This is a genomic window from Alteribacter lacisalsi, assembly GCF_003226345.1.
Lineage (GTDB): Bacteria > Bacillota > Bacilli > Bacillales > Salisediminibacteriaceae > Alteribacter > Alteribacter lacisalsi.
The window spans coordinates 1-3,254 of record NZ_PDOF01000007.1 but is presented as its reverse complement, the minus strand read 5'-3'; the positions used below and the strand labels follow the sequence as shown (position 1 = coordinate 3,254).

2 rRNA genes are annotated in these 3,254 nt (G+C 53.1%); both read left to right on the top strand.

Annotated features, from left to right (window positions below):
• Positions 1-119 precede the first annotated feature (119 nt).
• Positions 120-3,052, top strand: a 23S ribosomal RNA gene (locus tag CR205_RS19965).
• 84 nt (positions 3,053-3,136) lie between these two features.
• Positions 3,137-3,253: ribosomal RNA gene (gene rrf / locus CR205_RS19960) — 5S ribosomal RNA — on the top strand.
• Position 3,254: the final 1 nt, after the last annotated feature.

The window sequence follows — 3,254 nt, the reverse complement described above, 5'->3', positions numbered from 1 at the left end:
TATGTTCTTTGAAAACCAGATAACAGTAACGACATCAAATTTCCAAATTTGAAGAAATTCTTTGTGAATTTCACCGGCTATGAGAGTAGCCGGCGTCTTAGAAGACCAACGACATCGACGGTTAAGCTAATAAGGGCGTACGGTGGATGCCTTGGCACTAGGAGCCTAAGAAGGACGGGACGAACACCGATATGCTTCGGGGAGCTGTAAGTAAGCTTTGATCCGGAGATTTCCGAATGGGGGAACCCAGCACGCGTAATGGCGTGTTATTTATGCCTGAATCCATAGGGTATAAAAGGCAGACCCGGGGAACTGAAACATCTTAGTACCCGGAGGAAGAGAAAGCAAATGCGATTTCCTGAGTAGCGGCGAGCGAAACGGAACATAGCCCAAACCAGAAGGCTTGCCTTCTGGGGTTGTAGGACACTCCTTTGGAGTTACAAAGGAACGGAGTAGATGAAGCGATCTGGAAAGATCCGCGGGACAAGGTAACAGCCCTGTAGTCGAAACTTCGTTCTCTCCGGAGTGGATCCTGAGTACGGCGGGACACGTGAAACCCCGTCGGAATCCGGGAGGACCATCTCCCAAGGCTAAATACTCCCTAGTGACCGATAGTGAACCAGTACCGTGAGGGAAAGGTGAAAAGCACCCCGGGAGGGGAGTGAAAGAGATCCTGAAACCGTACGCTTACAAGTAGTTGGAGCCCGTTAATGGGTGACAGCGTGCCTTTTGTAGAATGAACCGGCGAGTTACGGTCCCGTGCAAGGTTAAGCCGAAAAGGCGGAGCCGCAGCGAAAGCGAGTCTGAACAGGGCGAATAAGTACGTGGCCGTAGACCCGAAACCAGGTGATCTACCCATGTCCAGGGTGAAGTCCAGGTAACACTGGATGGAGGCCCGAACCCACGCAAGTTGAAAATTGCGGGGATGAGGTGTGGGTAGGGGTGAAATGCCAATCGAACTTGGAGATAGCTGGTTCTCCCCGAAATAGCTTTAGGGCTAGCCTCGAGGTGAGAGTATTGGAGGTAGAGCACTGATTGGACTAGGGGTCCCTACAGGATTACCGAATTCAGTCAAACTCCGAATGCCAATTACTTATCCTCGGGAGTCAGACTGCGAGTGCTAAGATCCGTAGTCGAGAGGGAAACAGCCCAGACCATCAGCTAAGGTCCCAAAGTATACGTTAAGTGGAAAAGGATGTGGAGTTGCTTAGACAACCAGGATGTTGGCTTAGAAGCAGCCACCATTGAAAGAGTGCGTAATAGCTCACTGGTCGAGTGACTCTGCGCCGAAAATGTACCGGGGCTAAACGTATCACCGAAGCTATGGATTGTCCTTCGGACAATGGTAGGGGAGCGTTCCAAGTGCAGCGAAGTCAGACCGAGAGGACTGGTGGAGCGCTTGGAAGTGAGAATGCCGGTATGAGTAGCGAAAAGAGGGGTGAGAATCCCCTCCGTCGAAAGCCTAAGGTTTCCTGAGGAAGGCTCGTCCGCTCAGGGTAAGTCGGGACCTAAGCCGAGGCCGAAAGGCGTAGGCGATGGCAAACAGGTTGAAATTCCTGTACCACCTCCTCACCGTTTGAACGACGGGGGGACGCAGGAAGGTAGGGTAAGCGCGCTGTTGGAAATGCGCGTCCAAGCAGTGAGGCTGGCAAGCAGGTAAATCCGCTTGCCGCAAGGCTGAGCTGTGATGGCGAGGGAAATTACAGTACCGAAGTTCCTGATCCTACACTGCCAAGAAAAGCCTCTAGTGAGGTGAGAGGTGCCCGTACCGCAAACCGACACAGGTAGGCGGGAAGAGAATTCTAAGACGCGCGGGAGAACTCTCGTTAAGGAACTCGGCAAAATGACCCCGTAACTTCGGGAGAAGGGGTGCTTATCCGGGTGCAAGCCTGGATGAGCCGCAGTGAAAAGGCCCAAGCGACTGTTTATCAAAAACACAGGTCTCTGCCAAGCCGTAAGGCGATGTATAGGGGCTGACACCTGCCCGGTGCTGGAAGGTTAAGAGGAGGGGTTATCCCGTAAGGGAGAAGCTCTGAATTGAAGCCCCAGTAAACGGCGGCCGTAACTATAACGGTCCTAAGGTAGCGAAATTCCTTGTCGGGTAAGTTCCGACCCGCACGAAAGGTGCAACGACTTGGGCACTGTCTCAACGAGAGACCCGGTGAAATTATATTACCTGTGAAGATGCAGGTTACCCGCGACAGGACGGAAAGACCCCATGGAGCTTTACTGTAGCTTGATATTGGATTTTGGTACAGCTTGTACAGGATAGGTAGGAGCCTTGGAAGCCGGAGCGCCAGCTTCGGTGGAGGCGTCGGTGGGATACTACCCTGGCTGTACTGACATTCTAACCCAGGACCGTGATCCGGTTCGGGGACAGTGTCAGGTGGGCAGTTTGACTGGGGCGGTCGCCTCCTAAAAAGTAACGGAGGCGCCCAAAGGTTCCCTCAGAATGGTTGGAAATCATTCGCAGAGTGCAAAGGCATAAGGGAGCTTGACTGCGAGACATACAGGTCGAGCAGGGACGAAAGTCGGGCTTAGTGATCCGGCGGCACCGCATGGAAGGGCCGTCGCTCAACGGATAAAAGCTACCCTGGGGATAACAGGCTTATCTCCCCCAAGAGTCCACATCGACGGGGAGGTTTGGCACCTCGATGTCGGCTCATCGCATCCTGGGGCTGAAGTAGGTCCCAAGGGTTGGGCTGTTCGCCCATTAAAGCGGTACGCGAGCTGGGTTCAGAACGTCGTGAGACAGTTCGGTCCCTATCCGTCGTGGGCGCAGGAAATTTGAGAGGAGCTGTCCTTAGTACGAGAGGACCGGGATGGACACACCGCTGGTGTACCAGTTGTTCCGCCAGGAGCATAGCTGGGTAGCTACGTGTGGAAGGGATAAGTGCTGAAAGCATCTAAGCATGAAGCCCCCCTCAAGATGAGATTTCCCATTACTTTATGTAAGTAAGATCCCTCAGAGACGATGAGGTAGATAGGTCTCGTGTGGAAGCGTGGCAACACGTGAAGCTGAGAGATACTAATCGATCGAGGGCTTATCCAAAAAGATGTTCGTTAGTCTTCTGAAATTCATAAAGAAGTCGAAGCTGTTATCTGGTTTTGAGAGAGCATGGCTCACTCAAACTTGTCTAGTGACGAAAGCGGAGAGGTCACACCCGTTCCCATGCCGAACACGGAAGTTAAGCTCTCCAGCGCCGATGGTAGTTGGGGGCTCTCCCCCTGTGAGAGTAGGACGTCGCTGGGCA